Annotated in this window: 23 protein-coding genes; 11 read left to right on the top strand and 12 right to left on the bottom strand. The window is 60.7% G+C overall.

The features are described from left to right. Nucleotides 1-55: 55 nt before the first annotated feature. From nadE to SLW74_RS18145, 3 genes are all read right to left on the bottom strand, one after another. Nucleotides 56-883 (bottom strand): ammonia-dependent NAD(+) synthetase, encoded by an 828-nt coding sequence (gene nadE / locus SLW74_RS18155; protein WP_065987785.1) that lies wholly within the window; start codon nucleotides 881-883, stop codon nucleotides 56-58. A 59-nt stretch (nucleotides 884-942) separates the two neighbouring features. Next, a complete protein-coding gene (pncB, locus tag SLW74_RS18150) occupies nucleotides 943-2,142 on the bottom strand; it encodes a nicotinate phosphoribosyltransferase (protein WP_065987784.1) in 1,200 nt (399 codons plus the stop codon). Between the two features lie 370 nt (nucleotides 2,143-2,512). Then, nucleotides 2,513-3,418: a LysR family transcriptional regulator gene (locus tag SLW74_RS18145; RefSeq protein WP_065987882.1), complete on the bottom strand. Its 906-nt coding sequence runs from the start codon at nucleotides 3,416-3,418 to the stop codon at nucleotides 2,513-2,515. Between the two features lie 156 nt (nucleotides 3,419-3,574). On the opposite strand from SLW74_RS18145, the gene SLW74_RS18140 reads away from it, so the two are divergent. The 8 genes from SLW74_RS18140 to SLW74_RS18105 all read left to right on the top strand — a co-directional run bounded on the left by SLW74_RS18140 (nucleotide 3,575) and on the right by SLW74_RS18105 (nucleotide 13,594). After that, nucleotides 3,575-5,065: an aldehyde dehydrogenase family protein gene (locus tag SLW74_RS18140; protein WP_410929698.1), complete on the top strand. Its 1,491-nt coding sequence runs from the start codon at nucleotides 3,575-3,577 to the stop codon at nucleotides 5,063-5,065. A gap of 224 nt (nucleotides 5,066-5,289) precedes the next feature. Beyond that, nucleotides 5,290-6,573 (top strand): NAD(P)/FAD-dependent oxidoreductase, encoded by a 1,284-nt coding sequence (locus SLW74_RS18135; RefSeq protein ID WP_410929697.1) that lies wholly within the window; start codon nucleotides 5,290-5,292, stop codon nucleotides 6,571-6,573. A gap of 356 nt (nucleotides 6,574-6,929) precedes the next feature. Then, nucleotides 6,930-8,066 (top strand): ABC transporter substrate-binding protein, encoded by a 1,137-nt coding sequence (locus SLW74_RS18130; RefSeq protein ID WP_065987781.1) that lies wholly within the window; start codon nucleotides 6,930-6,932, stop codon nucleotides 8,064-8,066. A gap of 185 nt (nucleotides 8,067-8,251) precedes the next feature. Next, nucleotides 8,252-9,166 carry an ABC transporter permease subunit gene (locus SLW74_RS18125; RefSeq protein WP_065987780.1) on the top strand — a complete coding sequence of 305 codons (915 nt, stop codon included), beginning with the start codon at nucleotides 8,252-8,254 and terminating at the stop codon, nucleotides 9,164-9,166. A gap of 2 nt (nucleotides 9,167-9,168) precedes the next feature. Next, on the top strand, nucleotides 9,169-10,464 hold the full coding sequence (gene livM, locus SLW74_RS18120; RefSeq protein WP_065987779.1) for a high-affinity branched-chain amino acid ABC transporter permease LivM: 1,296 nt from the start codon (nucleotides 9,169-9,171) through the stop codon (nucleotides 10,462-10,464). Further along, nucleotides 10,464-11,339: an ABC transporter ATP-binding protein gene (locus SLW74_RS18115; protein WP_065987778.1), complete on the top strand. Its 876-nt coding sequence runs from the start codon at nucleotides 10,464-10,466 to the stop codon at nucleotides 11,337-11,339. The genes livM and SLW74_RS18115 overlap by 1 nt, the downstream gene beginning before the upstream one ends. Further along, nucleotides 11,336-12,052, top strand: a complete 717-nt coding sequence (locus tag SLW74_RS18110; RefSeq protein ID WP_065987777.1) for an ABC transporter ATP-binding protein — start codon at nucleotides 11,336-11,338, stop codon at nucleotides 12,050-12,052. Before SLW74_RS18115 ends, SLW74_RS18110 begins: the two co-directional genes overlap by 4 nt. Nucleotides 12,053-12,823: 771 nt before the next feature. Beyond that, entirely contained in the window at nucleotides 12,824-13,594 is a 771-nt protein-coding gene (locus tag SLW74_RS18105) for an SDR family oxidoreductase (RefSeq protein ID WP_065987776.1), read from the top strand. Between the two features lie 200 nt (nucleotides 13,595-13,794). Here SLW74_RS18105 and SLW74_RS18100 read toward each other — a convergent pair whose 3' ends face one another. The 7 genes from SLW74_RS18100 to SLW74_RS18070 all read right to left on the bottom strand — a co-directional run bounded on the left by SLW74_RS18100 (nucleotide 13,795) and on the right by SLW74_RS18070 (nucleotide 18,984). Next, on the bottom strand, nucleotides 13,795-14,931 hold the full coding sequence (locus tag SLW74_RS18100) for an AGE family epimerase/isomerase (RefSeq protein WP_410929696.1): 1,137 nt from the start codon (nucleotides 14,929-14,931) through the stop codon (nucleotides 13,795-13,797). 106 nt (nucleotides 14,932-15,037) lie between these two features. Continuing rightward, a complete protein-coding gene (locus tag SLW74_RS18095; protein WP_410929695.1) occupies nucleotides 15,038-15,610 on the bottom strand; it encodes a HupE/UreJ family protein in 573 nt (190 codons plus the stop codon). Nucleotides 15,611-15,659: 49 nt separating this feature from the next. After that, entirely contained in the window at nucleotides 15,660-16,274 is a 615-nt protein-coding gene (gene ureG, locus SLW74_RS18090) for an urease accessory protein UreG (protein WP_065987773.1), read from the bottom strand. A 58-nt stretch (nucleotides 16,275-16,332) separates the two neighbouring features. Next, nucleotides 16,333-17,007: an urease accessory protein UreF gene (locus SLW74_RS18085; protein ID WP_192135308.1), complete on the bottom strand. Its 675-nt coding sequence runs from the start codon at nucleotides 17,005-17,007 to the stop codon at nucleotides 16,333-16,335. After that, entirely contained in the window at nucleotides 17,004-17,504 is a 501-nt protein-coding gene (ureE, locus tag SLW74_RS18080; RefSeq protein ID WP_192135307.1) for an urease accessory protein UreE, read from the bottom strand. The genes SLW74_RS18085 and ureE overlap by 4 nt, the downstream gene beginning before the upstream one ends. A gap of 209 nt (nucleotides 17,505-17,713) precedes the next feature. Continuing rightward, a complete protein-coding gene (locus SLW74_RS18075; protein ID WP_065987770.1) occupies nucleotides 17,714-18,346 on the bottom strand; it encodes a TetR family transcriptional regulator in 633 nt (210 codons plus the stop codon). Between the two features lie 251 nt (nucleotides 18,347-18,597). Continuing rightward, entirely contained in the window at nucleotides 18,598-18,984 is a 387-nt protein-coding gene (locus SLW74_RS18070) for a hypothetical protein (RefSeq protein WP_192135306.1), read from the bottom strand. 151 nt (nucleotides 18,985-19,135) lie between these two features. On the opposite strand from SLW74_RS18070, the gene SLW74_RS18065 reads away from it, so the two are divergent. Then, nucleotides 19,136-21,205: an AsmA family protein gene (locus SLW74_RS18065; RefSeq protein ID WP_410929694.1), complete on the top strand. Its 2,070-nt coding sequence runs from the start codon at nucleotides 19,136-19,138 to the stop codon at nucleotides 21,203-21,205. A 241-nt stretch (nucleotides 21,206-21,446) separates the two neighbouring features. On the opposite strand, the gene SLW74_RS18060 is transcribed toward SLW74_RS18065, so the two are convergent. Then, nucleotides 21,447-21,980 (bottom strand): bacterioferritin, encoded by a 534-nt coding sequence (locus SLW74_RS18060; protein WP_369303828.1) that lies wholly within the window; start codon nucleotides 21,978-21,980, stop codon nucleotides 21,447-21,449. Nucleotides 21,981-22,291: 311 nt separating this feature from the next. Next, nucleotides 22,292-22,630 (bottom strand): osmotically-inducible lipoprotein OsmE, encoded by a 339-nt coding sequence (gene osmE / locus SLW74_RS18055; RefSeq protein ID WP_065987766.1) that lies wholly within the window; start codon nucleotides 22,628-22,630, stop codon nucleotides 22,292-22,294. A 198-nt stretch (nucleotides 22,631-22,828) separates the two neighbouring features. Here osmE and SLW74_RS18050 point away from each other — a divergent pair, with 198 nt between their 5' ends. Continuing rightward, complete coding sequence (locus SLW74_RS18050) at nucleotides 22,829-23,719, top strand: esterase/lipase family protein (protein ID WP_410929693.1); 891 nt, start codon at nucleotides 22,829-22,831, stop codon at nucleotides 23,717-23,719. Between the two features lie 58 nt (nucleotides 23,720-23,777). Continuing rightward, complete coding sequence (locus SLW74_RS18045) at nucleotides 23,778-24,014, top strand: hypothetical protein (RefSeq protein WP_074891368.1); 237 nt, start codon at nucleotides 23,778-23,780, stop codon at nucleotides 24,012-24,014. Nucleotides 24,015-24,028: the final 14 nt, after the last annotated feature.

The following is a 24,028-nucleotide window of genomic DNA, read 5'->3' as shown; positions in this document are numbered from 1 at the left end:
ACTGCTGCCCGATGAATTTTCAATCAAACCCATCGGGCGTCTTTGTGGCCGAGCCTTATGGCGCGTAAGGCAGATCCCGCTTGTGCTGGGTCTTGCGGTAGGTGCTGACAATGATCTCGGCGGTTTCCTGCTTCACTGGCTCGCCGTGCAGGAAGGCGTCGATCTCTGCGTAGCTGATGCCGTGGGCCGCTTCGTCCGGTTTGCCGGGGACCAGTTCTTCGAGGTCCGCGGTGGGGACTTTCTCGACGAGGTTCTGTGGCGCGCCGAAGCTGCGGGCGATCGCACGGACCTGGTTCTTCACCAGACCGCTCAACGGCGCCAGGTCGCAGGCCCCGTCGCCGAACTTGGTGTAGAAGCCCATGACCGCTTCAGCCGCATGGTCGGTGCCGATGACCAGACCGCCTTTCACGCCAGCAATGGCGTACTGCGCGACCATCCGTGCCCGGGCCTTGATGTTGCCTTTGACGAAATCCACGGTATTGGCCGGCTGGCCCCCGAAGGCTTTGATCTGATCAACCAGCGCTTTCACCGAGGGCGCGATGTCCACTGTGTGGCGCTCATCGGGATTGATGAAATCCACCGATGCCGTGGCTTCGTGTTCGTCGTGCTGGATGTGATACGGCAGGCGCACGGCGACGAAGGTGTAGGCATTGTCGCCGGTGCTTTCACGCAGCTCGCGGATGGCGCGTTGGGCCATCAAACCTGCTGTCAGCGAATCCACGCCGCCGCTGATGCCCAGCACCAGCACCTTCAGGCGGGCGTTATGCAGGCAGTCCTTGATGAATTGCACGCGGCGGCTGACTTCCGCCTGCAGTGCCTCATCATTGGCAAAAGGCGGCTGGACGTTGAGCTGCCGGGCGATCTCGCGCTGTACGTCTTGCATGATTGACTCCTCGAGCAAAAAAGGAATGGCATAAAAAGGGGCTGCGGTCGGTGCTCGACTCAGGCTGGCACCTTGAATACGTGGCGCAGATAGGACACGAACTCCGGGTCCTTGCACTGGGTTTTGCCGGGCTCGTCGGAAATCTTGGCGACGGGCTGGCCGGCGCAGGCGGTCATTTTCAGCACGATGCTCATTGGCTGGATCCCCGGGATGTCGGCGGTCAGGTTGGTGCCGATCCCGAAGCTGACGTTGATGCGACCCCGCAGCGCGCGGAATATTTCCAGCGCCTTGGGCAGATTCAACCCGTCGGAGAACACCAGGGTCTTGCTCATCGGCTCGATGCCCAGCTTTTGATAATGCCGGATGCATTTTTCGGCCCACTGCACGGGGTCGCCCGAATCGTGGCGCAGGCCGTCGAAGAGCTTGGCGAAGAACAAGTCGAAATCACCGAGGAAGGCATCGGTGGTGATGCAGTCTGTCAGCGCAATACCCAGCAGGCCGCGGTATTCGCGGACCCAGCAATCGAGGGCGGCAATCTGGCTGTCGATCAGCCGCGGGCCGAGTTGCTGATGGGCCATGATCCACTCGTGAGCCATGGTGCCGAGGGGTTTGAGGTCGAATTTGCGCGCCAGGTGCACGTTGCTGGTGCCGACGAACTGGCCGGGGAAATCCTTTTTCAGCACCGAAACGACGTCTTCCTGCACCGCGTAGGAGAAGCGCCGGCGGGTGCCGAAGTCAGCCACCTTCAATTCCGCCAGTTCATCAGCGGTGGCGGTTGCGTTGAGCCAGTCGATTTTTCGGTACAGCTGATCGCGGGCCTGGCTGAGCAGGGTTTCCGGGTTGCGATGGCGATTGCGGACTTCGCTGACGATGGCCAGGACGGGCACTTCGAAAAGGATCACGTGCAGCCAGGGGCCTGAGAGGCGGATGCACAGTTCGTCGTTTTCGATGGTGGTCTGGACGTAGCGCAGGTTGAAGCGGAATAGCCCGAGGAAACGCAGGAAGTCGGGCTTCATGAAGTTGATGCGTTCGAGGAAACCGGTCTCCTCGACACTCAGCGACAGGTCGCAGAGCTGCTCGATCTGATGGCGGATCTCGGCCAGATACGGCCGGAGGTCTTCACCGTTGCGGCAGCGAAACTCCCACTCCACTTCGACGTTGGGGTAGTTGTGCAGCACGGCCTGCATCATGCTCAGCTTATAGAGGTCGGTATCGAGCAGGTTCTGCACGATGCGGTCCGCGAAAGCGCTCTCACTCATTGTGTCGCTCCAGCCAGCAGCGGCCGCCAAGGTGCGGCCCGGGATTCAATTGGATGTCGCATACAACCTTGCGGTAGCGCTGTGGCGGTACGTCCGGTTTGTTATTGACGATGGCCGACATAATGCCAGTCGTCGTGGAAGAGGGGCAGAAATGTTTCAGCGACTGACTGCCTGCTCCTAGCAGGACTGGCTGGAACTCCGATTCCATGGACTGGCCTGAACTCCAATTGTAGGACCGGCTTTGGCCTGGAAGGCGTCGGTGGTCACGGCGCAGATTTGATGGTGCGCAAACTGGCCTCTTCCCGGCTGAAGCCGGTCCTACTGTGAGATTGCGCGACGTCAGTAGGACCGGCTTTAGCCGGGAATGTTTTTACTGCGGCGTTGGCTCGTTGAGCTGTTCGAGCATCCATTCCACAAACACGCGGATTTTCGGCACTTCGGCCGCGTGCTCCGGGTATGCGAGGTAGTAGGCGTCCTGACTGGGCAGGGCGTGGGGCCAGGGGATGATCAGCTTGCCGTCCGTCAGCTCTTCCTCCACCAGAAACCGGGGCAGCAGCGCGACGCCGCAGCCCACTTGCGCCGCACGAATGCACATATAGATCGTTTCGAAGCGCGGGCCGTGGTAGCTGTGCTCGGTCTGGTGACCCTGACTGTCGAACCAGTCATGCCAGGCCTGGGGACGGTGCGCGTTTTGCAGCAGGACCAGATCGGTCAGTTGCGTAGGATCGGTGAAGGGTTCATCGGGCAGGCTGCCGGGAGCGCATACTGGCACTAGCTCTTCACTGAACAGCTTCACGCTCTCCGCACCGGGTCGGGCGCCACCGCCGAAATAGAACGACAGGTCGCAGCGGCTCTGGGCTACATCATCGCTCTCCTGTTCGTTGACCAGATCCAGATGAATGTGCGGATGACGCAAGCGCCAGCCCTTGAGCCGTGGCACCAGCCAGCGGGCGCCGAAGGTCGAGGGTGTCGACACCCGCAGGACTTCGGTTTCGCCGCCGTAGGAACGCAGGAAGTGCGTCGACATTTCCATCTGCGTGAGCACTTTGCGCACCTCTCCCAAGTACAGCGCACCGGCTGGCGTCAGTTGCAGGCGTCGACGCACCCGTCGGAACAACAGGTGTTGCACCAATTCTTCCAACTGGGCGACCTGCTTGCTGACCGCGCTCTGGGTGAGGTTCAGCTCTTCGGCCGCGCGGGTGAAACTCAGGTGACGGGTCACCGCTTCAAAACATTGCAGCGCGGTGACCGACGGGAGATGGCGTTTGCTCAGCATATTCGGCTCGTTCAGCGTCAGCATGAAAAAACGGAATGATATCTCGCTTAATCGTCGTTTGTTGCAGTGTCGCCGGCCAGCTATTACTAGAGGCTGACGAAATAACCCACATTTGGCATTCCGCTTTTGCGCTTACGAACAGTTCCAGGAGAAACCATGCTCAACGACCTGCTTACCCGACTCGGTGTCGACGCCACGCTTTATCAACAGGGCGACAAGCCTGTTCACACGCCAATCGATGGCAGCAAGGTCGCGTCGGTGAGCTGGGAAAGCGCCGCCGAAGTCGAGCAGCGCATCACCCGCGCCGATCACGCCTTCGAAGCCTGGCGCAAAGTGCCTGCACCCCGTCGCGGCGAGCTGATTCGTCTGTTTGGCGAAGCGCTGCGCAAGCACAAAGCCGACCTCGGTGAACTGGTGTCGTGGGAAGCCGGCAAGATCACTCAGGAAGGGCTGGGTGAAGTGCAGGAAATGATCGACATCTGCGACTTCGCCGTCGGCCTGTCGCGCCAGATGTACGGCCTGACCATCGCTTCCGAGCGCCCGGGCCACCACATGCGTGAGACTTGGCATCCGCTGGGAGTTGTCGGCGTTATCAGCGCGTTCAACTTCCCTGTCGCGGTCTGGTCGTGGAACACCGCGCTGGCGCTGGTCTGCGGTAACGCGGTGATCTGGAAACCGTCGGAAAAAACGCCCCTCACTGCGCTGGCCTGTCAGGCCCTGTTTGATAAAGTCGCCGCTGAATTTTCGGATGCCCCTCAGTACCTCACCCAATGCATTGTCGGCGGCCGCGAAGCCGGTGAGGCATTGGTCGATGACATCCGCGTCGCATTGATCAGCGCCACTGGCAGCACGCGCATGGGCCGCGAAGTGGCGCCGAAACTCGCTGCACGTTTCGCCCGCAGCATTCTGGAGCTGGGCGGCAACAACGCGATGATTCTGACCCCGAGTGCCGATCTGGATCTGGCCGTGCGCGCGGTGCTGTTCAGTGCCGTCGGCACGGCCGGTCAACGCTGCACCACCCTGCGCCGTTTGATTGCGCACTCGTCGGTGAAGGCGGAGTTCGTCGAGCGCCTGAAAGCGGCTTACGCCAAAGTGCGCATCGGGCATCCGCTGGAAGGCAATCTGGTCGGTCCGCTGATCGACAAGCAAAGCTACGAAAACATGCAGGAAGCGCTGGAGCAGGCGTTGAGCGAAGGCGGCAAGGTGTTCGGCGGCAAGCGCCAGTTGGAGGAGAAATTCCCGAACGCTTATTACGTCTCGCCGGCCATCGTCGAGATGCCGGAACAGAGCGAGGTCGTGCGCAGCGAAACCTTCGCGCCGATTTTGTACGTGGTGGGCTATGAGGAATTCAGCGAGGCGGTTCGTCTGAACAATGACGTCCCCCAAGGTCTGTCGTCCTGCATTTTCACCACTGACGTGCGCGAAGCCGAGCAGTTCATTTCGGCACTGGGCAGCGATTGCGGCATCGCCAACATCAACATTGGCCCGAGTGGTGCAGAGATTGGCGGCGCGTTCGGTGGCGAGAAAGAAACCGGCGGTGGCCGCGAATCCGGCTCGGACTCCTGGAAAGGCTACATGCGTCGCCAGACCGCGACGGTGAACTACTCCCGCGAACTGCCGCTGGCGCAGGGCATTACGTTTGATTGATGGTTTGTGTAGGAGCGTGGCTTGTCCCGCGATCTGGCGCGCAGCGGCAGTAAGTTCTTGAACCCGGTTTGTCTGAATCAACCGGGGAAACGCATTACGACTGCTGCGCAGCCGATCGCGGGACAAGCCACGCTCCTACAGGTTTAAGCCATCCGCGCGCATGCATTACCACGCGGAGCGTGGGAACGATCAATGGTCTGGCTGTCTCTTTCCGAGGTTTTGCGATGCCGTTACGCGAAGAATGTCTGTGGGAAACGCTGACGCCGCAGAGGCCGGAAGCGCCCGCGTTGCGCGGGGAAGTGACTGTCGATGTGTGCGTCATCGGCGCAGGCATCACGGGTTTATCGGCGGCCATTCATTTGCTTGAGCAGGGCAAGACCGTTGCTGTCGTCGAAGCCCATCGCACCGGGCAGGGCGGGTCCGGCCGGAACGTAGGATTGGTCAACGCCGGCCTGTGGATTCCGCCTGACGAAATCGAAGCCGGATTCGGCGAGAAAGTCGGCAGCCAGCTCAACACCATGCTCGGCAACGCGCCGTCGCTGGTCTTCAGCCTCATCGAAAAATACGGCATCGACTGCCAGGCCACGCGCAAAGGCACGCTGCACATGGCCCACAACGCCAAAGGCGAGCTGGACCTGCGCAGCCGTGAGGAACAGTGGAAACGTCGCGGCGCGCCTGTGGAATTGCTCACCGGCAAGGCTTGTCAGGAAGCGACCGGCACCACCGAGATCACCTCCGCTTTACTTGATCACCGCGCGGGCACCATTAATCCGATGGCCTATACCAGCGGGCTGGCGGCGGCCGTCACGCAATTGGGCGGTCAGCGTTTCGACCACTCGCCGGTCAGACGCCTTGAGCGACAAGGCTCGCGCTGGTGCGTGATCACTGAAAGCGGCGCGGTGCTTGCCGAGCAAGTCGTCATCGCCTCCAACGCCTACACCGAGGGCGAGTGGACGGAGCTTCGGCGCAACTTCTTCCCCGGCTATTACTATCAAGTGGCCTCGGCGCCGCTGACGGAAGACGCGGCGCAGCGGATTTTACCGGGCGGGCAGGGCTCCTGGGACACGCGGCAGGTGCTCAGCAGCATCCGTCGCGATGCCGATGGCCGGTTGTTGTTGGGCAGTCTGGGCAATGGCAATCAAAAGCCTGGCTGGTTTCTCAAAGCGTGGGCCGATCGTGTGCAACAGCATTATTTTCCGTACCTCAAAACGGTCGAGTGGGAATGCACCTGGACCGGCTGCATCGCGTTTACGCCCGATCACTTGCTGCGAATGTTTGAGCCTGCACCAGGACTGGTCGCGGTCACCGGTTACAACGGACGCGGCAACACCACTGGGACAGTCGTCGGCAAAGCATTCGCCGATTACCTGTGCAGCGGCAACGCCAGTGTTTTACCCATCCCCTTTGCGCAGATGCAGCCGCTGGCGGCCGTCGGACTGCGCAGTTCTTTGTACGAGGCTGGCTTTTCGCTATACCATGCGGGACAGTGCCTCAGAATCGTAATCTAAGAAGAATTCTCTCTCCAAAACAACGCTTTCTCCTACATCCACTACCCTCAAATGGTGCGGCCCGTAGCGGATCCGCACCGACGGTGTGCAGTTCGGTGACGCACGCTGTAACAACAGGGTTGTACAGGTGAGAACGGCGCGGTTGCGCGTCTGTCTCGCCAGGGTTGCTCTTTTAAAGTCGCGAGGTTGCACCTTGCGCGGTTTAGACGGTTGCACGCCCCGTGAAAAAGGGCAGAAATCAGTCGGATAGCGACAAAACGACGAGTTTCTCAAGAATAAAAAACCGATGGCACGCCACTTGCTCGCAGCAGCTCTGTGGTCGCAGTGCTAATTAAAAAACCCAGGAGCACCAACTCATGTCGCAGACGTTCTACAGAAAAGGCTTTCTCGCACTCGCCGTGGCTACTGCCATGGGTGCGGCTTCATTTGCGCAGGCAGCCGACATCAAGATCGGCGTTGCAGGCCCGATGACCGGCGCCAACGCCTCATTCGGCGAACAGTACATGAAGGGCGCTCAAGCGGCTGCCGATGCCATTAACGCTGCGGGCGGCGTCAACGGCGACAAAATCGTCCTGACCGCCTACGACGATGCGTGCGAACCGAAACAGGCCGTTGCCGTCGCCAACAAGGCCGCGTCCGACAAAGTTGCCGGCGTTGTCGGTCACTTCTGCTCCTCCTCGACCATCCCGGCGTCGGAAGTCTATGACGAAGCCGGCATCATCGCGATCACTCCTGGCTCCACCAATCCGACCGTGACCGAGCGCGGCCTGAGCGCCATGTTCCGCATGTGCGGTCGTGACGATCAGCAAGGCGTCGTTGCCGGCGACTACATCGTCGACGTGCTCAAGGGCAAGAAGATCGCCGTCATCAACGACAAAGACACCTACGGCAAAGGCCTGGCAGATGCCACCGCCAAGCAGCTGACCGCTCGCGGCGTGAAGCCTGTGCTGGAAGAAGGTCTGACCCGTGGCGAAAAAGACTTCAGCGCCCTGGTCACCAAGATCCGCTCCGTTGGCGCTGACGTCGTTTACTTCGGCGGCCTGCACCCGGAAGCCGGTCCACTGGTTCGCCAACTGCGTGAGCAAGGCCTGAAAGACGTGAAGTTCATGTCCGACGACGGCGTTGTGACCGACGAGCTGGTGACCACCGCTGGCGGCGCGCAATACGTCGATGGCGTGTACATGACCTTCGGCGCCGACCCGCGCATGCTGCCAGACAGCAAGGCTGTGGTTGAGCAGTTCCGCAAATCCGGCTACGAGCCAGAAGGCTACACCCTCTACGCTTACGCTTCGGTTCAGGCCCTGGCTGCTGGCTTTAACGGCGCCAAGTCGAACAAAGGCGAGGACGCTGCCAAGTTCCTGAAAGCCCATCCTGTCAAAACCGTCATGGGCGAGAAAGCCTGGGACACCAAGGGCGACCTGAAAGTCTCTGACTACGTGGTTTACCAGTGGGACAAGGACGGCAAATATCACCAGCTCGAAAAGCAGAAGTGAGTTAAGCGCTTAGTCGGATCGGCCGTTTCCCGGGGGTGAGTCGGGAAACGTTCTGATCCGGTAATCGGCGCTGTCTGACAGCGGCGCCGGATTTCTTCTGTTGCCACTGTGTGCGCCGCTCTGTTCCTCACGAGGGAATGGTCGCCGCGCGTCAGGCTGGCCTTTCAAGTTCGTGAGCGTGCGTGATGGACGGTATTTTCCTGCAGCAAATGGTCAACGGCCTGACACTGGGCTCGGTCTATGGCCTGATCGCCATCGGTTACACGATGGTCTACGGCATCATCGGCATGATCAACTTCGCCCACGGCGACGTGTACATGATCTCCGCCTACCTCGCAGCCATTGGCCTCGCCGTACTGTCGTTCTTCGGCGTTGAGTCATTCCCCTTTCTGATTCTCGGCACACTGATCTTCACCATTGTGGTGACCGGTGTGTACGGCTTCGTCATCGAGCGCGTGGCGTATAAACCGCTGCGTAACTCGACCCGTCTGGCGCCGCTGATCAGTGCGATCGGCATCTCCCTGATTCTGCAGAACTACGCGCAGATCGCTCAGGGCCCACGCCAGCAAGGCGTACCGACCCTGCTCGAAGGCGCCATGCGCTTCGATGTCGGCAGCGGCTTCGTACAGATCACCTACACCAAAATCTTCATCCTGATCGCCGCCTTCGTCGGCATGGGCGTACTGACCTACATCATCAAGTACACCAAGCTGGGCCGCATGTGCCGCGCCACGCAGCAGGATCGCAAGATGGCCTCGATTCTGGGCATCAATACCGACCGGGTCATTTCCTACGTGTTCATCATCGGCGCGGCTATGGCGGCACTGGCCGGCGTGCTGATCACCATGAACTACGGCACCTTCGACTTCTTCGCCGGCTTCGTCATCGGCATCAAGGCGTTTACCGCAGCGGTCCTGGGCGGCATTGGTTCGTTGCCGGGCGCCATGCTCGGCGGGCTGATCCTGGGGGTGGCCGAGTCGCAGTTCTCCGGCCTGATCAACTCTGACTACAAAGACGTGTTCAGTTTCGGCCTGCTGGTAGTGATTCTGATCTTCCGTCCCCAAGGCCTGCTGGGTCGCCCACTCGTGGCGAAGGTATAACCATGTCTGCACCTACTAAACCCATTGATATCAAACAAAGCCTGATCGACGCGGTGATCGCCGGACTGCTGGCGTTGATCGTGTTCGGCCCGATCGTCGGCATCGTGCTCGACGGTTACGGCTTCAACCTGCAACCAGGGCGCGTCGCCGTGCTGGTGGGCGTGGTCGTTGTCGGTCGTTTCTTCATGAGCCTGTTCCTGCAGACGCCGAAGGGCGTGGCCATCGCCCAGAGCTTCGAAAACTCGGGCTCAGGCGTGCACGTGCTGCCACCGGGTTACAAGACGCGCCTGCGTTTCATCATTCCGCTGATGATTCTGATTGCGGTGATTTTCCCGGTCTTCGCCGACAAGTATGTGCTGACCGTGGTGATCCTCGGCCTGATCTATGTGCTGCTGGGCCTGGGCCTTAATATCGTGGTAGGGCTCGCTGGTCTGCTCGATCTGGGTTACGTGGCTTTCTATGCGATTGGCGCGTACGGCCTGGCACTGGGTTATCAGTATCTGGGCCTGGGGTTCTGGTCGGCGTTGCCGCTGGCAGCCATTGCGGCGGCGCTTGCCGGTTGCATCCTCGGCTTTCCGGTGCTGCGCATGCACGGGGATTACCTGGCGATCGTGACGTTGGGCTTCGGCGAGATCATTCGTCTGGTGCTCAATAACTGGCTGTCGTTCACCGGCGGACCCAACGGCGTGGCGGTGCCTGCGCCGACCTTCTTCGGCCTGGAGTTCGGACGTCGCGCGAAAGACGGCGGCATCCCCATCCACGAGTATTTCGGCTTCGAATACAACCCGGACCTGAAATTCATTTTCATCTACACCGTGCTGTTCCTGGTCGTGTTGGCGGTGCTGTACGTCAAGCACCGCCTGACGCGCATGCCGGTCGGCCGCGCGTGGGAGGCACTGCGTGAAGACGAAATCGCCTGCCGCTCCATGGGCCTGAACCACGTGCTGGTCAAGCTTTCGGCCTTCACTATCGGCGCCTCGACCGCAGGGCTGGCCGGCGTGTTCTTCGCCAGCTATCAAGGCTTCGTCAACCCGACCTCGTTCACCTTCTTCGAGTCCGCGCTCATTCTCGCCATCGTCGTGCTCGGCGGCATGGGCTCGACCGTCGGCGTGGTCATTGCGGCGTTCGTGCTGACCGTCGCACCGGAACTGCTGCGCAGCTTCGCGGAATACCGCGTCTTGCTGTTCGGCATCCTCATGGTGCTGATGATGATCTGGCGTCCCCGTGGCTTGATCCGCATCAGCCGTACCGGCGTGCAGCCACGCAAAGGCGTGCTGGCTAAAGTGGAGGGCGCGTGATGAGCGACGAAATCGTTCTGTCCGTCGAAAACCTGATGATGCACTTCGGCGGCATCAAGGCCCTCAGCGACGTCAGCCTGCAAGTGCGGCGCAACTCGATCTTCGCCCTCATCGGCCCGAACGGCGCCGGCAAGACCACGGTGTTCAACTGCCTGACCGGTTTCTACAAAGCCACCGGCGGGCGCATCGAGCTCAACGCGCGGGGCAAGAAAACCAACGTCATTCAGTTACTCGGCGAACAATTTCGCGCCGCCGACTTCGCGTCGCCCAAGCGCTTCGGCAGCCGCCTGTACTACAAAATGTTTGGCGGCACGCACCTGGTAAACCGTGCGGGGCTTGCGCGTACCTTCCAGAACATTCGCCTGTTCAAGGAAATGTCCGTCGTCGAGAACCTGCTGGTCGCACAGCACATGTGGGTCAATCGCAACATGCTGGCCGGCATCCTCAACACCAAGGCCTATCGCAAGGCCGAAGAAGACGCCATGAACACCGCGTTCTACTGGCTCGAAGTGGTGGATCTGGTGGACTGCGCGAACCGTCTGGCCGGTGAGCTTTCCTACGGCCAGCAACGCCGTCTGGAGATCGCGCGGGCGATGTGCACGCGGCCGCAGGTCATCTGCCTGGACGAACCGGCAGCCGGCTTGAACCCGCAGGAAACCGAGGCGTTGAGCGGCATGATTCGCCACCTGCGCGACGATCACGACATGACCATCGTGCTGATCGAGCACGACATGGGAATGGTCATGGGCATTTCCGACGACATCGTCGTGCTCGACCACGGCAACGTGATCGCCAAGGGCAAGCCGGAGCAGATCCGCAACGATCCGAAAGTGATCGCGGCGTATCTGGGCGCTGATGAAGAGGAGTTGGTATGAGTAAGCCGATCCTCGAACTGAAAGAGATCGACGTGTATTACGGGCCGATTCAGGCCTTGAAGAAAGTCTCGATGCACATTGACGAGGGCGAGACGGTCAGCCTGATCGGCTCCAACGGCGCGGGCAAATCCACGCTGCTGATGTCGATCTTCGGCCAGCCGCGCGCGGCCAGTGGACAGATCATCTATCAGGGCACCGACATCACCCACAAGTCGTCGCACTACATCGCGTCCAATGGCATCGCGCAGTCGCCGGAAGGCCGCCGTGTATTTCCGGACATGTCGGTGGAAGAGAACCTGATGATGGGCACCATCCCCATCGGCGACAAACACGCCAGCGAAGACATGCAGCGCATGTTCGAGATGTTCCCGCGGCTCAAGGAGCGTCGCAATCAGCGGGCGATGACGATGTCCGGGGGCGAACAGCAAATGCTCGCCATTGCGCGGGCGTTGATGAGCCGTCCCAAGTTGCTGTTGCTGGACGAACCGAGCCTGGGGCTGGCACCCATCATCGTGAAGCAGATTTTCGCAACGCTGCGCGAGCTGGCGCAGACCGGCATGACCATCTTCCTGGTGGAGCAGAACGCCAACCATGCGCTGAAGCTGTCGGACCGCGCCTACGTGATGGTCAACGGCGAGATTCGCCTGACGGGCACGGGTAAGGAATTGCTCACCAACGAGGAGGTCAGGAACGCCTATCTCGGTGGTCACTGATTGCTGATCAATGCGGCTCAAACAAGCCCCGGGTGGATAACTTCCGGGGCTTTTTTATGCGGTAGCCGAATTGTGGAAAACAATTTTGGGCAGATGCGAAAACGCGACATATAGCCGCTGCAAATCGCTGTTTTGTCACGCTTTTGACTTGTTCAGTTTTACTGTGGAGGTGACTGTGAATAAGTTGGGAGCAGCTGGCTGGAGGCCTTTATTTACGTGGCTTGCAGCATGCTGATCAATATTTGACCAGTGCTTTCGGCCGGTATTTTTAGGGGGTTTGTCAACGTTCTTGTGGCTGGTTTTTTATACAGTCTTTATAAGGTGTCTGCCTGTGGATAAGTCTGTGTGCAACCGTTGGAAAGACCGCCGCAGATAGCGCAATCTCTGGCGTTCACGCAGCAATCCTGTCCGCGCGCCCAAGTCTTGAGAAAGTCGACGGCAGATGGCCCATGGCCGGTCAAGTAAAAACATCCGCTGAGTTACCCACACGCCCCGTATGCCGGGACTTTCGGCGTTTTAGAGTTGCCCCCAGAAAATGTACGTCTGACTGTGGATAAGGTGGGCAAAAGTGTCTGCAGGCCACATGGTGTAAGGGTTGGGAGCAATTGGTTGTTTTTTGTACAGCAGAGCGGTTGTATGAGGATGTTGCGGATGGTGCTTGATCCCGGCCTGTGCGGGCGGGCATTCTCCAGAACCTTCCTACACGCAACGCTGCTTGCGTGACATTCCCGCTTGGCTTGATAAGCCCGCATCTTTAGTCAGGAGAAAGAAATGACCTCTACCGTATTCATTACCGGGGCCACTTCCGGGTTTGGCGAAGCCTGCGCCCGTCGTTTTGCCGAGGCGGGGTGGTCGCTGGTGCTGACCGGTCGCCGTGAAGACCGCTTACAGGCGCTGAGCGCCGAATTGTCGAAACAGACCAAGGTGCACACGCTGACGCTGGACGTGCGCGATCGCGCAGGCGTGGAGCGCGCCGTGGAAAGCCTGCCGGCTGAATTCGCGAAGATCCGCGGCCTGATCAACAACGCAGGCCTGGCGCTGGGGATTGATCCTGCACCCAAGTGCGATCTGGATGACTGGGACACCATGATCGACACCAACATCAAAGGGCTGGTTTACACGACGCGCACGCTGCTTTCGCGTCTGATCGCCTACGGCCGCGGCGCCAGCATCGTCAACCTTGGCTCGGTCGCTGGGAATTATCCGTACCCGGGCGGTAACGTATATGGCGGCACCAAAGCGTTCGTCGGACAGTTCTCGCTGAACCTGCGCAACGACCTGGTCGGCACTGGCGTACGGGTGACCAACCTTGAGCCTGGCCTGTGTGAGAGCGAGTTCTCGCTGGTGCGTTTCGGTGGCGATCAGGCCAAGTACGACGCCACCTACGCAGGCGCCGAGCCGATCCAGCCCCAGGACATCGCCGACACCATCTTCTGGATCATGAACACGCCAGCCCACGTCAACGTCAACAGCCTGGAACTGATGCCCGTGAGCCAGACCTGGGCCGGGTTTGCGATTGATCGCAGTCGCGGGGAGAAATAAGTAGGGTTTTAGGAGATTAGCGTCGCCCGACACGCGGCGCGTTCCAGAGGGCAGCGCCGTCCATGTGGGAGTGAGCTTGCTCACGAAGACGGCATTCCAACCGCTGAATATTTAGCGGATGTACCTGCCCATTCGCGAGCAAGCTCGCTCCCACAGGGGTCGCCGCCAATCTCTGATGGGATGACCATCAGGGAATCAGCTCAGCCGATAAAAAACTCGGCCAGCCCGATGTAGCAGGTCGCCAGGTGATACGGCGTTGTCGACGGCATGTCGCTGCGGCTGATCTGTCCCTGGCTGTCGAGGCACTCGTTCCAGCCGGTAGGATGCAGGAACTGCGTTTGCAGCGCAGTCAATTGGCGCGCCAGCAGATGTTCGCTCTCAGGCCGTAACGTCAGCGCGCGCAGGTATTCAGCCTGAGCCCAGATGCGCTGCGTGCCGTCTTTTACCGAACCGTCCACTTCCAGCATCGCCGCGACCGCGCCAGTCGTCTGGTCGACACCCTGTGCTTCGGCGTGGGCGAATGCAGCCTCCAGCGAGCGATACAGCGGCGTGCCCCGCAGACGCGCGGACGATGCCAGCAGATAAAACCATTCAAACTGATGACCCGGCTCGGACCAGTTATCCACAGCGTCCAGCGGTTTCTCCAGCATGACGCCGTGATCGACGTCCACGAAGCGTCGCTGCATGGCTTCTACCAGGGCATCCAGCGCCGCCAGCGTGTCAGCGTCATCACGCACGGCCAAGGTGCCGAGAAATGCTTCGGCCAGATGCATCAGCGGGTTTTGCAGCGGGCCGGCGTTGAGCGAAGACCAATCCTCGGCCAGCACGGATTCGTACAAGCCATCGCCATCGGCGAAGCGTTCGGCGACCACGTTCAGCGCGGCATTAAGCACCGACTCCACCAACGGCTCACGGACCTTGCCCCAGTAATGCGCGCAGGCGAAGACGATGAAGGCGTGAGTGTAGAGATCCTTGCGGCGATCCAGCGGTGCGCCCTGTGGATCAATGCTGTAAAACCAGCCGCCGTGCTCGGCGTCGTGAAAGTGCTGCTCCAACGAACGAAACAGCGCGGCCGCGCGGGTGGCGGCGTCGGGCACGTCGGGGTGATCGATCAGGCTTGAAAACAGAAACAGCTGACGCGCGCAGGCCATGGCCCGGTAGCGCTGTGGCGGCAAAGGCCGATGCTGGGCGTCGAGCGCCTCGAACGGCAACGCCATCTCGGCATTCCACCCCGGGCCCTGCCACAACGGCACGACCACGCGCATGAAGTGCTGCTGCAGCTCAGTGAACAGGGCGGACAGTTCAGACTTGGCGGTGGGGAGGGAAGCGTCAGGCATTGGATGGCGTCACGGCAGTGGCAAATTGCGCGACATGGTAGCAGGAGGTGAGGCGGGCGGGGCAGCGGGGATCGATTGATCCCCGCCGAACCCTATAGGGCATGGTTTAGCTCGCGAACAACCAGATGCCGGCTGCGGCCGACAGCGCGCCTGCGATCCGCACCACTGGTGCCGCCGCGGTTGGCAGAAACCGCACCACGGCATAACCCGCCGCATGCAGCGCAGCCGTCGCGCCGACGAATCCGAGGGCATAGCCCCACGGGCTCGACATTTCAGGGAGCTCCAGACCGTGGGCGACGCCGTGGAACAGCGCAAACAGCGCCGTCGCTGCTACAGCCATAAACAGTGGCGGGCGTACGGCCAGCGCGACCGCGAGGCCCAATGCAAACACCGATGCCGCAATGCCGCTCTCCAGTGCCGGCAATGCCAGGCCTTCAAACCCGAGCAAGCCGCCCATCAGCATGGTGCCGACAAACGTGCACGGCAGCGCCCAGCGCGCGGCGCCTTTTTGCTGTGCAGCCCAAAGCCCGACAGCGATCATCGCCAGCAGGTGATCGATGCCGCCCAGTGGATGGCTGATGCCGGCCACAAGACCGCTTTCATCATGGCCGGGGTGGGCGAAGGCCAGCGCCGGAACGAGGAGCAGCGCCAACGCGCCGAATACTTTTTTGCCGTTCATGAATGAATTCCTTGCTTCACTTGGGTGTTAGCCATTTGGGTGGACGAAATCAGGCCGCAGTCAGCAGACCCTGGCGCTCGATGAACGCGATGATCTGCTCCAGGCCGTGACCGGTTTTCTGGTTGCTGAACACGAACGGCTTGTCGCCGCGCATCTTCTTCGTGTCGCGGTCCATCATGTCCAGCGATGCACCCACCAGCGGCGCGAGGTCGATCTTGTTGATCACCAGCAGATCGGATTTGCAGATGCCCGGGCCGCCCTTGCGCGGCAGCTTGTCGCCGGCTGACACGTCGATCACATAAATGGTGAGGTCCGACAGCTCCGGGCTGAACGTCGCGGACAGGTTGTCGCCGCCGGATTCGACGATGATCAGGTCCAGCCCCTCGAAGCGCCGATTGAGCTGGTCGACCGCTTCCAGATTGATCGAAGCGTCTTCGCGGATCGCCGTGTGCGGGCAGCCACCGGTTTCCACGCCGATGATGCGCTCGGGCGCCAGTGCTTCATTGCGCACCAGAAAATCAGCGTCTTCACGGGTGTAGATATCGTTGGTGACCACCGCGAGGTTGTAACGATCGCGCAGGGCCAGGCACAGCGCGAGTGTCAGCGCGGTCTTGCCGGACCCGACCGGACCGCCGATGCCGACGCGCAAAGGTTGGCTGTTCATTCGTTCTCTCCGTTAAGCATGGTGTGCGGTTCGAGGTGCTGCGGCGATGGCAGCCACCTCATGATCGGAACAGGCGGCTGTACTGCCGCTCATGGTTCATGCTCGCCAGCGCCAGACCGAATGGCGCGCTGCCGATGTGTTCAGGATTCAGTACGGTCGCGTCGTGCTGGGCCTTCTGCAGCAGCGGCAGCAACTCACTGGTCAGGCGCTGTGCAGCTTGCTGCCCCAATGGCAGGGTTTTCATCAGCACCGCCAACTGGTTTTCGAGCCAGCTCCAGAGCCAGGCAGCGAGCGCGTCCTGAGGGCTGATCTGCCAGGCGCGCGCGGCCAGTGCCCAACCCAGCGCCAGATGTGGCTCGCCCATACGCTGTAGAAAGTCCCGCGCGGGCTGATCCATTTCCGGCAGACCGTTGAGCAATTGCTGCAGCGAGTAGCCCATCTGCCGGCTTTCCAGATGCAGTTCGCGGGTTTCGCGGCTGGCGCGATGCTCTTCGCTCAATTGCAACAAGGCCGCCCAGTCGTCTTCGGCAGCCGCCGTGCAGTGCGCCAGTAAAAGCGGCGCCTCGAATCGTGCAAGGTTGAGCAGCAACTGGTCGCCAATCCAGCGGGCGGCGCTGGCCGAGTCGTGGACGGTCGATTGCTCGACCGCCATTTCCAGGCCCTGGGAATAGCTGTAGCCGCCGATCGGCAGCTGGGGGCTGGCCAGACGCAGCAGCGCCCAGGCTGCGTTCACGTGCGTACGCCGAATTGATGAATGCGCGGCGCGTAATTGAAATCTTCCTCACCGGCGCGCGAGTGGTGATGGCCGCCGCCATAGGCGCCGTGCTCGGGCTGGAAGGGGGCTTCGATGGATTCGGTCGTGGCGCCCAGTTGATCGAGCATGGCCTTGAGCACGTAGTCGTCGAGCAGACGCAGCCAGCCGTCGCCTACTTGCAGTGCCACATGGCGGTTGCCCAAGTGATACGCCGCCCGGGTCAGCTCGAACGTGTTGCTGCACGTCACGTGCATCAGTTGCTCGGGGCGCGCGCAAACACGCACGATCCGCCCGTCTTCAGCCTTGAGAAAGTCGCCATCACGCAGCGGCGGCTGGCCCCGCTCAAGGAACAGCCCGACGTCTTCGCCCTCGGCACTGAAACAGCGCAGCCGGCTTTTGCTCCGCGCCTCGAATATCAAATGCAGCTCTGCGGCCCATTCAGCCTGAGGTTCGACCCGTTGATGAATCACCAGCATCAGAAAGCTTCCAGCAATGTGCGATGCAAGGGCTAGAGCAAGTGGCTTGCCAACAGATGGACAGGGCAGAAATTGCCAGAATACGGTGCAGTAAGGGCGGGGCTGATCACCTGAGTGCGACTTATCGGTGCGTCAGTTGCGAAGGCGCACCTCCGTGGTGCGAAGGGAGGGTCATGAAGCCGTGTTGCAGAGGAGTGAAGCGTCGCGACTCACTCGGTGCTGCCCAATCCCTGCCAGCGCTTGGCGCCGATGAAGATAAAGCGCAGTTGCTGAGTGATTTTCGCGCGGGGGGTCAAATGTTCGGCCAATGCCGGGGGCGGCGGATCGATCAGCTCCGGAAGCATGGCAAACACGCTTTTTACCACGAGGTCGGCCATGACCGAGAGGTCGTCGGTGTTCAGGTGATGGAATTTGGGCATCGACGCCAGGTCGGTCGCGAGGTCGGCGATGATGCCTTCGCGCAGCGCACCGAGCGCCTGTCGGACCTTCAGCGAGCCGCCGTATTGTTCGCGCGCCAGGAACAGAAACTGCGAGCGGTTGGCGGCCACGACGTCCAGAAAGATGCGGATGGAGGCGTCGATGATGCCGCTGTCGATGTTGTCGTTGTGCCGCACGCGGCGGATGGTTTCGCGGAAGGTCTGACCGACTTCGCTGACCAGCGCCAGGCCGAGGTGGTCCATGTCATCGAAGTGCCGATAGAAACCGGTGGGTACGATGCCGGCTGTTTTCGCCACCTCGCGCAGGCTCAGACTGCCGAAACCGCGTCCGCTCTCCATCAGGCCCCGGGCTGCATCGAGCAGGGCATGGCGAGTCTGCTGTTTCTGTTCGGCGCGGGGCAGCATGGGGCGTGTATCTGATAGAGGCATGGGCCGCAACTCTAGCAAATGCGTTTGCGTGGCGTCGAACCCGGTTTGACGTCGGGCAATAAAAAGCCCGGCGATCAGGGCCGGGCTGTTCACATGTTTTTTGTCGTGCCGATTTTTGGTTGATCTGAACGGCCTCTTCCCGGCTTAAGCCGGTTCCACTAACAAGCGCCGCGTTATTTCCGTAGGACTGGCTTTAGCCGGGAAGCTTTTGACGCAGCGGGTAAAAATCAGGAAACGCGCTGATACTGCTGAATCAGCCGATCAGGGCCGTTTTCGGCGACGCGCTGATATTGATTGATCAATCGGTCGGGGCCGTCCTGCGCAAGGGTCGGCAAACCGGAATGCTGTGTCGCCTTTGCTTCGCCGAGGATCGCTTGTTCGCTGGCAGGCATCGCGAACGCGCTCGAGGCAAGCAGGGAAAGGGTCAGGGCAATCAACTGGCGTTTCATGGAAGGATGCTCGGGTGTAAAGGGTGATGTGAACGTGCTGGCGATTTTACCGCTGCCCGCTTGATAAAGAAGTTCAGCGAGCTGATGGTGACCATCGACAGAAATGATGCGCCTCTGGACTCGTTGCCCGGCGGGCCTTTCAGCGAGTTTCAGAGGGATCGCCAAGCCCGTCTGGACGTACGGTATCGGTGGGGTGCGGAACTTTTCTGGCCTTGAATACAGATTTGATCAAACCGACGCGGCTTTTCTCAGTCGAAGCGTTACGACGTACGAGACGCGCCCTGGATGGCGCATCGGTTTTTGGGGAGACAACGCAATGACGCGAGGCCGTAAAATCTTCGCCTGGACAGCCGCAATCCTGCTGCTGTTGCTGGTGATTCTGATCATTGTGATCGCCACGTTCGACTGGAACCGACTCAAGCCGACCATCAACGAGAAGGTGTCTGCAGAACTCCATCGTCCCTTTGCCATCAACGGCAATCTGGCCGTGAGCTGGCACCGCGAGCCCGATGAAGGCGGCTGGCGCGCCTGGGTGCCGTGGCCGCACCTGTCGGCGGAAGACATCGCACTGGGCAACCCGGAATGGTCAAAGACGCCGCAGATGGTCACGCTCAAGCGCGTCGACCTGCGTTTGTCTCCCTTGCCGTTGATGGCCCAGCGCGTGGTCATCCCGCGTATCAACCTGACCGAGCCCAACGCGAAGATCGAGCGTCTGGCCGATGGCCGCGCCAACTGGGTCTTTGATCTGCCCAAGAGCGACCCGAACGCCAAACCGTCGAGCTGGGTGGTCGACATCGGCTCGATCGGCTTCGACAAGGGCTTCGTGAGCTACAACGACCAGAAGATCAACACGGCCGTCGATGTCGTCATCGACATGCTGGGCAAGCCGATCCCCTACAGCGACATCGTCGGCAGCAGCGAGGCGAAGAAGGTTCAGGACAAGGGCGCTTCGGCTCAGGACTATGCCTTCGGCTTTACTGCCAAAGGCCAGTACCACGGCCAGAAACTCAACGGCAGCGGCAAGGTAGGTGGGCTGCTGGCGCTGAAAGACGCGGCGTTGCCATTCCCGGTGCAGGCCGACGTCAGCGCGGGTGCCTTGCGTGTTGCGATTGCAGGCACGGTTACCGATCCGCAGAATCTGGGTGAACTGGACCTGCGCCTGAAACTCTCCGGCGACAGCCTCAGCAATCTCTATCCGCTGACCGGCGTGACGCTGCCGGATTCCCCTCCGTACTCCACAGACGGCCGCCTGATCGCGAAACTGCACGACCCGGCGGGTGCGTCGTTCCAGTACAAGGGCTTCAACGGCAAGATCGGCGACAGCGACATCCACGGTGATCTCGGCTTTGCCGCCAGCGAACCTCGGCCCAAGCTGACCGGCGCGCTGGTGTCCAACCAACTGCTGATGGCGGACCTCAAGCCGCTGATTGGCGCCGATTCCAATGCCGAGCAGAAAACCCGGGGCGGCGAGAGCAAGCAGCCGACAGGCAAGGTGCTGCCGGTCGAGGAGTTCAAGACCGACCGCTGGGCTGCCATGGACGCCGACGTCGAGTTCACCGGCAAGCGCATCGTGCAGAGCGCCGACCTGCCGTTCACCGACCTGTACACCCACGTGGTGCTCAACGATGGTGTGCTGAGTCTGGAACCGCTGCGGTTTGGTGTGGCAGGCGGCAAGCTCGACGCCGACATCAAGCTCAACGGGCACACCCAGCCGCTGGAGGGCCGCGCGAAACTGTCGGCTCGCGGCTTCAAGCTCAAGCAGCTGTTCCCCACCTTCGAACCGATGAAAACCAGCTTTGGTGAGCTCAACGGTGATGCCGACCTCAGTGGCCGTGGGAATTCGGTGGCAGCGTTGCTGGGCACGTCCAACGGCGAGCTGAAGATGCTGATCAACGACGGCGCCGTCAGCCGTGGCCTGATGGAAATTGCGGGCCTGAACGTTGGCAACTACGTGGTGGGCAAGCTGTTCGGCGACAAGGACGTGAAGATCAACTGTGCGGCCACCGATGTCGGCTTCAAGGACGGCTTGGCGAGCACGAAGGTGTTTGTGTTCGATACCGAGAACGCGATTATTTACGTCGATGGCACGGCGAACCTGAAGACCGAGCAACTGGACATGAAGGTGACGCCCGAGTCGAAAGGCTTCCGGGTCTTCTCCCTGCGTTCGCCGCTGTATGTGCGTGGGCCGTTCAGCAAACCCAACGCGGGTGTTGAGTCAGGTCCGCTGTTGCTGCGCGGCGCGGGCATGGTGCTGTTGGGCGCTGCAGTCGGGCCGGCGGCAGGATTGCTGGCACTGGTGGCACCGAGCAGTGGCGACGCGCCTAACCAGTGCACCGGGTTGCTGGAGCAGATGCGTTCAGGCAAAGCGCCTAAGACTGTGAAATAAGTTCGGCGCAGGATTCTGTGCCGTCTTCACTCACACAATATGCCCGGGTTCGGCGCAGGCTTGCGTGGTACCCGGTCCCACAGAACCGCGTTCGGCGCCTGATTCAGCGTCAGGTTGATCTGGCCCTTGTGGGAGCGAGCTTGCTCGCGAAGAGCTCGGTATCCGCTAAACATCCCGCCTGAAAGTTACCCACAAAAAAGCCAGGGCATGTGCCCTGGCTTTTTGCATTGCGTGTCGCGTATCAGAGGCCGTCGAGCAGGTCTGCCATGTCGTCGGCGTGCTCTTCTTCCTGCGCCAGGATCTCTTCAAAGATACGGCGGGTGGTCGGGTCTTGGTCGCCGATGTACTGAATGATTTCGCGGTAGCTGTCGATCGCGATGCGCTCGGCCACCAGGTCTTCAGTGATCATCTCTTTAAGCGTGTTGCCGGCCACGTACTGGGCGTGGGAATTCTGGCTCAGCAGGTCCGGGTTGAATTCCGGCTCGCCGCCCAACTGCACGATGCGCTCGGCCAGCTTGTCAGCGTGTTCGAGCTCTTGATTGGCGTGTTCCAGAAACTCATCAGCGGCGGCGTGGGACTTGATGCCCTTGGCCATGAAGTAGTGACGCTTGTAACGCAGGGTGCAGACCAGTTCAGTCGCGAGCGACGAGTTCAGCAAACGCAGGACCTCATCACGATCACCGTTGTAGCCTTCAGTGACGGCGCCGTCTTCAACGTTTTTGCGCGCGCGCTCTCGCAGGGTGGCGACGTCGGTCATTGGGTGCAGATTGATCATCAGATTTCTCCAGGGCTTTTACGGTTTTTTCCGTCGCGCTCTGTTGCGCCATACGTCAAGCAGGCGCCCGGCGAGATCGGGTCTTAAGGTGTGAGTGGTGGGCGCTGGCAAAAGTTTGATTTTTGTTCGGGGACTTTTTGACGCAGTGTCAGATGGTCGGGTTGTGGCGGGAACAGGGCGATGCGGAGTCAAGATGGTGTGCGCGTGTTTCCAGGGAATCACTCGCGACAGCGGCAGCGCCGGGCATCTTTGCGATGCCTCGGCGCTCGTGATCGCGAGCGGACTCACCCATTCATACGGACGGCGTCAGATCACATGGCGCGTTCGTTGGCGTCACGCTGTTCGCAGGTCATGAAACCCTTGCTGTTGACGCGGCCATTGTTGTCGAAGGTGACGTAGTACGCCTGCTGATGGCCTTCGCGGTTCAGCACGTAGTTGTTGCAAGTACCTGGGTGGGCGCGACGCTGAATGGAGGTCGATGGCGTGCCGCCGATGGTCAGGACCTGTTCTTTGGTCATGCCTTCTTCGACTTGCTTGACCAGCGGCTCATTGCGATAGGTCGCGTAATCAACCGGGTTCGGCAGGGTGGTCGATGCGCAACCGGCCAATGCGGCCATGGAAATCACTACTGCCAGGGATTGCTTGAACATTCGAATCGCTCCGCGAAAAAGGCCATTGTTGGCCCGTTGCTGTTAGGAGCATTCAAGATGCAAAAGAGTTCGATCAAATTGATGGCGATGGGGCATTACCCGTACTGTCATGTTTTATGAATGTTTCCCGGCTACTTTGACGTGGCTGACTTGACCCCGCAGCGCTGAACAAAAACGCTCACTGAGGAACGCTCCTTAATGTCGCAAGAGCAGGCCACCCGTTATCCCATCGTCTTGGTACCGGGATTGATGGGCTTCGTGAAACTGGTGGTCTATCCGTATTGGTTCGGCATCGTGCCAGCGCTGCGTCGGGGCGGCGCACAGGTGGTTCCGGTCATGGTGTCGGCGGTCAATTCCACCGAGATTCGCGGCGAGCAATTGCTGGCCCGAGTCCAGGAAGTTCTCAAGGAAACCGGCGCGGCGAAGGTCAACCTGATCGGTCACAGTCAGGGGGCGCTGACCATTCGGTATGTTGCTGGCGTACGCCCGGACCTGGTCGCCTCGGTCACCTCCGTCGCGGGACCCAACCATGGCTCCGAACTGGCCGACTACTTTGAAGCGCATTACCCGCCCCATACCCTGAAAGGGCGTGTGGTCAACGCTGCCATCCGCCTCACCACGCTCATCACCAGCCTGCTCGACACCGGTTATCGCGGTACGCGCCTGCCCGTGGATGTCGACGCTGCGCACCATTCGCTGACCGCACGCGGCGTGGCGCACTTCAACCGGCGGTTCCCCCAGGGATTGCCCGAACACTGGGGCGGGCAGGGCGAGGAGGAGGTCGACGGCGTGCGCTATTACTCGTGGTCCGGGACCCTGCAACCGGGGCGTACCGACCGCGGCAAGAACCTCTTTGATACGTCAAATCTCACTTGCCGAATATTTGCTCGCACGTTCACGAAAGAGCGGGGTCAATCTGATGGCATGGTCGGGAGATGCAGTTCTCACCTGGGTAAAGTCATCGGTGATGACTACCCGCTCGACCATTTCGACATCGTCAACCAGCACTTCGGGCTGGTGGGCAACGGAGCCGATCCCGTGGGGTTGTTCCTTGAACATGCCGCGCGTCTCAAAGCCGCCGGTCTTTGACTTATTTGGCCGTAGTTCGTGATCAGTCGACCCGTGAGGTCGCGTAGGAAGAGATGCGATGAGCGATAAAGAGCTTTATGAAATCGAGTACACGCTGGCCGGTGAGCACCATGTCGATCTGATTGAAAACCTCGACGTGCCGATCATCGAGGTCGTGCACGAGCTGGCGCTCAAGCACAACGTGGCCGTTGAAGATGACCCCTTCGATACCGGTGAGGACACCATCGGTCTGCCCCATGTGCTGGGCATTACCGACGTGTCGATTCACGCTGCGCAGGAGCACGACAAAGCCTGATAGCCGGTTTCATC

It is taken from the genome of Pseudomonas sp. W5-36 (genome assembly GCF_046540455.1).
Lineage (GTDB): Bacteria > Pseudomonadota > Gammaproteobacteria > Pseudomonadales > Pseudomonadaceae > Aquipseudomonas > Aquipseudomonas graminis_B.
Note: the sequence above shows the minus strand (reverse complement) of the source record. Positions and strands in the feature narration are given on the sequence as shown.

Excerpts from the sequence above, each read along its gene's own strand:
- SLW74_RS18130 (WP_065987781.1), top strand. The coding sequence starts at position 6,930 with ATGTCGCAGACGTTCTACAGAAAAGGCTTTCTCGCACTCGCCGTGGCT.
- SLW74_RS18105 (WP_065987776.1), top strand. The coding sequence starts at position 12,824 with ATGACCTCTACCGTATTCATTACCGGGGCCACTTCCGGGTTTGGCGAA.
- SLW74_RS18135 (WP_410929697.1), top strand. The coding sequence starts at position 5,290 with ATGCCGTTACGCGAAGAATGTCTGTGGGAAACGCTGACGCCGCAGAGG.
- SLW74_RS18050 (WP_410929693.1), top strand. The coding sequence starts at position 22,829 with ATGTCGCAAGAGCAGGCCACCCGTTATCCCATCGTCTTGGTACCGGGA.
- ureE (WP_192135307.1), bottom strand. The coding sequence starts at position 17,504 with ATGCTGGTGATTCATCAACGGGTCGAACCTCAGGCTGAATGGGCCGCA.
- SLW74_RS18100 (WP_410929696.1), bottom strand. The coding sequence starts at position 14,931 with ATGCCTGACGCTTCCCTCCCCACCGCCAAGTCTGAACTGTCCGCCCTG.
- SLW74_RS18065 (WP_410929694.1), top strand. The coding sequence starts at position 19,136 with ATGACGCGAGGCCGTAAAATCTTCGCCTGGACAGCCGCAATCCTGCTG.
- SLW74_RS18060 (WP_369303828.1), bottom strand. The coding sequence starts at position 21,980 with ATGATCAATCTGCACCCAATGACCGACGTCGCCACCCTGCGAGAGCGC.
- livM (WP_065987779.1), top strand. The coding sequence starts at position 9,169 with ATGTCTGCACCTACTAAACCCATTGATATCAAACAAAGCCTGATCGAC.
- SLW74_RS18045 (WP_074891368.1), top strand. The coding sequence starts at position 23,778 with ATGAGCGATAAAGAGCTTTATGAAATCGAGTACACGCTGGCCGGTGAG.
- SLW74_RS18075 (WP_065987770.1), bottom strand. The coding sequence starts at position 18,346 with ATGCTGCCCCGCGCCGAACAGAAACAGCAGACTCGCCATGCCCTGCTC.
- SLW74_RS18110 (WP_065987777.1), top strand. The coding sequence starts at position 11,336 with ATGAGTAAGCCGATCCTCGAACTGAAAGAGATCGACGTGTATTACGGG.
- osmE (WP_065987766.1), bottom strand. The coding sequence starts at position 22,630 with ATGTTCAAGCAATCCCTGGCAGTAGTGATTTCCATGGCCGCATTGGCC.
- SLW74_RS18125 (WP_065987780.1), top strand. The coding sequence starts at position 8,252 with ATGGACGGTATTTTCCTGCAGCAAATGGTCAACGGCCTGACACTGGGC.
- ureG (WP_065987773.1), bottom strand. The coding sequence starts at position 16,274 with ATGAACAGCCAACCTTTGCGCGTCGGCATCGGCGGTCCGGTCGGGTCC.
- nadE (WP_065987785.1), bottom strand. The coding sequence starts at position 883 with ATGCAAGACGTACAGCGCGAGATCGCCCGGCAGCTCAACGTCCAGCCG.
- SLW74_RS18095 (WP_410929695.1), bottom strand. The coding sequence starts at position 15,610 with ATGAACGGCAAAAAAGTATTCGGCGCGTTGGCGCTGCTCCTCGTTCCG.
- SLW74_RS18140 (WP_410929698.1), top strand. The coding sequence starts at position 3,575 with ATGCTCAACGACCTGCTTACCCGACTCGGTGTCGACGCCACGCTTTAT.
- SLW74_RS18145 (WP_065987882.1), bottom strand. The coding sequence starts at position 3,418 with ATGCTGAGCAAACGCCATCTCCCGTCGGTCACCGCGCTGCAATGTTTT.
- pncB (WP_065987784.1), bottom strand. The coding sequence starts at position 2,142 with ATGAGTGAGAGCGCTTTCGCGGACCGCATCGTGCAGAACCTGCTCGAT.
- SLW74_RS18115 (WP_065987778.1), top strand. The coding sequence starts at position 10,464 with ATGAGCGACGAAATCGTTCTGTCCGTCGAAAACCTGATGATGCACTTC.